The sequence below is a fragment of the Pseudomonas sp. P5_A2_2 genome, from assembly GCF_054177685.1.
Genome location: NZ_JBGCUL010000482.1, coordinates 1 through 3430, shown reverse-complemented (window position 1 = coordinate 3430; position 3430 = coordinate 1). Strand labels below are relative to the sequence as shown.

4 protein-coding genes, 1 tRNA gene and 1 pseudogene are annotated in these 3430 nt (G+C 59.0%); 2 read left to right on the top strand and 4 right to left on the bottom strand.

Annotated features, from left to right (window positions below; all coding sequences use genetic code 11):
• Positions 1-1470, top strand: a 1470-nt coding sequence (locus ACXRVY_RS20825) for an efflux RND transporter permease subunit (RefSeq protein WP_458238133.1), incomplete at its 5' end; no start/stop codon positions are given.
• Positions 1471-1568: 98 nt separating this feature from the next.
• Here ACXRVY_RS20825 and ACXRVY_RS20820 read toward each other — a convergent pair.
• Positions 1569-1644: transfer RNA gene (locus tag ACXRVY_RS20820), tRNA-Asn, on the bottom strand.
• Positions 1645-1871: 227 nt separating this feature from the next.
• Here ACXRVY_RS20820 and ACXRVY_RS20815 point away from each other — a divergent pair.
• Entirely contained in the window at positions 1872-2102 is a 231-nt protein-coding gene (locus tag ACXRVY_RS20815) for a hypothetical protein (RefSeq protein ID WP_458238132.1), read from the top strand.
• Here the strand turns inward: ACXRVY_RS20815 and ACXRVY_RS20810 are convergent.
• From ACXRVY_RS20810 to ACXRVY_RS20800, 3 genes and pseudogenes are all read right to left on the bottom strand, one after another.
• Complete coding sequence (locus ACXRVY_RS20810) at positions 2099-2308, bottom strand: hypothetical protein (protein ID WP_223457053.1); 210 nt, start codon at positions 2306-2308, stop codon at positions 2099-2101. The genes ACXRVY_RS20815 and ACXRVY_RS20810 overlap by 4 nt on opposite strands.
• 238 nt (positions 2309-2546) lie before the next feature.
• Positions 2547-3311 (bottom strand): annotated as a pseudogene (locus tag ACXRVY_RS20805) (aromatic amino acid transaminase); the annotation flags it as partial.
• Positions 3266-3376, bottom strand: coding sequence for a hypothetical protein (locus tag ACXRVY_RS20800; RefSeq protein ID WP_458238134.1), 111 nt, complete (start codon positions 3374-3376; stop codon positions 3266-3268). The gene ACXRVY_RS20800 and the pseudogene ACXRVY_RS20805, both read right to left, overlap by 46 nt.
• Between the last annotated feature and the right edge of the window lie 54 nt (positions 3377-3430).

The window sequence follows — 3430 nt, the reverse complement described above, 5'->3', positions numbered from 1 at the left end:
GTATTGATTGAAGTGCAAATGCCTTATGGGACCTCCATTGAGCAGACCAGCGCCACCACTGCCAAGATAGAGGCCTGGCTGCAAAAGCAGGGTGAGGCAAAAATCGTCACAGCTTATATCGGGCAAGGCGCGCCGCGTTTCTATTTGGCGATGGCGCCGGAACTCCCCGATCCGTCTTTCGCGAAGATTGTGGTGCTGACGGACAGCCAGGAGGAGCGCGAGACCCTCAAGTTCCGTATCCGCGAAGCGACAGCTGAGGGACTTGCCCCAGAAGCGCGTGTCAGGGTGACGCAGCTCGTTTTTGGGCCGTACTCGCCATTCCCTGTTGCCTACCGGGTGATGGGACCTGATCCGTCAAAGTTGCGCGAGATTGCGGGCCAGGTACAGGACGTGTTGCAGTCGAGCCCGATGATGAGAACCGTCAACACCGATTGGGGAGCGCTGACGCCGACGCTGCATTTCGCTCTGGATCAGGATCGCCTGGAGGCGGTGGGGTTGACGTCAAACTCAGTCGCGCAGCAACTGCAGTTCCTGCTGGCCGGAGTACCGATCACCGCGGTTCGTGAGGACATTCGCTCGGTGCAGGTGGTYGGTCGCGCAGCGGGTGATATCCGGCTCGATCCCGCCAAGATAGAAGGMTTYACGYTGGTGGGCGCGGCGGGTCAGCGGATTCCGCTGTCYCAGGTGGGAGCGGTCGATGTGCGTATGGAGGATCCGATCCTCCGACGTCGYGACCGCACGCCGACCATTACCGTGCGCGGCGACATTGCCGAAGGCTTGCAGCCACCGGACGTCTCGAGCGTGATCATGAAGGAGCTGCAGCCGGTCATCGACAAGCTGCCTGGCGGATACCGGATTGAGCAGGCGGGTGCCATCGAGGAGTCGGGAAAGGCCGGTAAAGCGATGTTGCCGTTATTCCCGATCATGATTGCCCTGACGCTGCTGATCATCATTGTCCAGGTGCGTTCGATCTCGGCAATGATCATGGTGTTCCTCACCTCGCCACTGGGGTTGATTGGTGTGGTGCCGACACTGCTTATCTTCCAGCAGCCGTTTGGTATCAACGCGCTGGTCGGCCTGATCGCCCTTTCGGGCATTTTGATGCGCAATACGCTGATTCTGATTGGGCAAATCCACCACAACGCGCAAGAAGGGCTGGACCCGTTTCACGCAGTGGTCGAAGCCACGGTACAACGTGCCCGCCCGGTACTGCTGACGGCGCTGGCGGCAATCCTGGCATTCATTCCGCTGACACACTCCGTCTTCTGGGGGACGCTGGCCTACACGCTGATCGGAGGCACCTTCGTCGGAACCATCATGACGCTGGTGTTCCTGCCAGCGATGTACGCCATCTGGTTCAAGATCCGTCCTGACAATACGGGTCAAACTGAAGCAGCGAATAAGCAGGCAAACCTGGTGGAGAGGACGCCACCCCGTCCTCTCGCCGCTCACCTGACCACAAAGCTGTAGGTCATATCCGACAGAACGCCAAAACGAAAAAACCCGCCTGAGAAGGCGGGTTTTTCGGTGGTTTCAGAGATTTTGAAAGCCTTCTCTGGAACCTTGTCTGGCTCCACGACCTGGACTCGAACCAGGGACCCAGTGATTAACAGTCACTTGCTCTACCAACTGAGCTATCGCGGAATGGCGCGTATCTTAATGATTCAAAAAGAGAAGTCAAGCATCGAATAACAATTGGAGCGAATCATCGGGACGGGCGGTGGTTTAGCGGCGATTGGCGGTTACCAGGATCGCCCCAGAGGTCTACCATGGCCGCCCGGAAGTGGTGACACGCGCTGCCGGCCATTCGCCGAAAAGGTATGCGCCATGAATCATTTGACCCTCACACCTCGATACCATGGGGTGCACCCATGAGCATCTCTCAGATCAGCCTGCCCAAAGGTGTCGGCCCCCACGCCGAAAAGTTGTTCGACGCCATCACTCAGGCCGGCACCGCTGAAGCATTGAGCCGCGCGGGTGGCAAGGCGGAAGGTTTCRTCCTCGGGCTGGAAAGCACCAAGGCGATCAAGAGTCAGATCGCCGAATCGCTCTACGTCGCCTATGACGATGCGGTCAGTCAGCGTGCGACCGAGCTGGCTTAACCGCCGAAGGTAATCGTGCCAAGCATCAGTTTGGCGTAGAGCGCCGTGGCGCCCAGTTGCACCAGCCATAGCGCCAGACCACCGAGAAAGACGCCAGCAGCGACTTGCATTACCAGGTTGTTGCCGCGTTTTGTCGGGGCGCGCGGGACGAAGTGATCCAGGTCATCCAGGTCATCGCGGTCAGCGCGAAGGTCATCGTTTTTCATGTGGGTTCTCGCAGGAATTCCAGGGTGTACACAAAACCTGTAGGAGCGAGCCTGCTCGCGATGGCAACAGCACATTCACCATCAATGGTGACTGGTACATCGCTATCGCGAGCAGGCTCGCTCCCACATTTTGGATTGTGTGGAGTTTAGAGGGCTGAGCCCGTGCTTTGAGATTTATCTGCGACAAATAAAAAACGGGAAGCCTAATGGCTTCCCGTTTTTCGTATCACGACGCGATTCAGATCACCTGAACGATGGCATCCGTAACGGCCTTGATATTGCTCTGGTTCAGCGCGGCCACGCAGATGCGGCCGGTGTCCAGGGCGTAGATGCCGAACTCGTTGCGCAAGCGGTGAACCTGCTCAACGCTCAAGCCGGAGTACGAGAACATGCCGCACTGACGACCGACGAAGCTGAAGTCGCGTTGAGGCGCTTTTTGTGCCAGCAGATCGACCATCTGAGTGCGCATGCCGCGGATGCGCAGGCGCATTTCGGCCAGTTCGGCTTCCCACTGGGCGCGCAGTTCCGGGCTGTTCAGCACCGCAGCGACACCGCTGGCACCGTGGGTCGGCGGGTTGGAGTAGTTGGTGCGGATTACGCGTTTGACTTGCGACAGCACGCGCGCGCTTTCTTCTTTCGATTCGCTGACGATCGACAGGGCACCTACGCGCTCGCCGTACAGCGAGAACGACTTGGAGAACGAGCTGGAAGCGAAGAAAGTCAGGCCCGACTCGGCGAACAGACGCACGGCAGCGGCGTCTTCGTCGATGCCATCGCCGAAACCTTGGTACGCCATGTCGAGGAACGGCACGTGGCCTTTGGTTTTAACGACTTCCAGGACGTTTTTCCAGTCGGCCGGGCTCAGGTCCACGCCAGTCGGGTTGTGGCAGCAGGCGTGCAGCACAATGATCGAGCCGTTTGGCAGCGCGTTCAGGTCTTCCAGCATGCCGGTGCGATTCACGTCGTGGGTCGCGGCGTCGTAGTAACGGTAGTTCTGCACGGGTTGTGGCAGCAGGCGTGCAGCACAATGATCGAGCCGTTTGGCAGCGCGTTCAGGTCTTCCAGCATGCCGGTGCGATTCACGTCGTGGGTCGCGGCGTCGTAGTAACGGTAGTTCTGCAC

Coding starts and splice junctions, on each gene's coding strand:
- ACXRVY_RS20810 (WP_223457053.1), bottom strand. CDS start 2,308: ATGAAAAACGATGACCTTCGCGCTGACCGCGATGACCTGGATGACCTG.
- ACXRVY_RS20800 (WP_458238134.1), bottom strand. CDS start 3,376: ATGCTGGAAGACCTGAACGCGCTGCCAAACGGCTCGATCATTGTGCTG.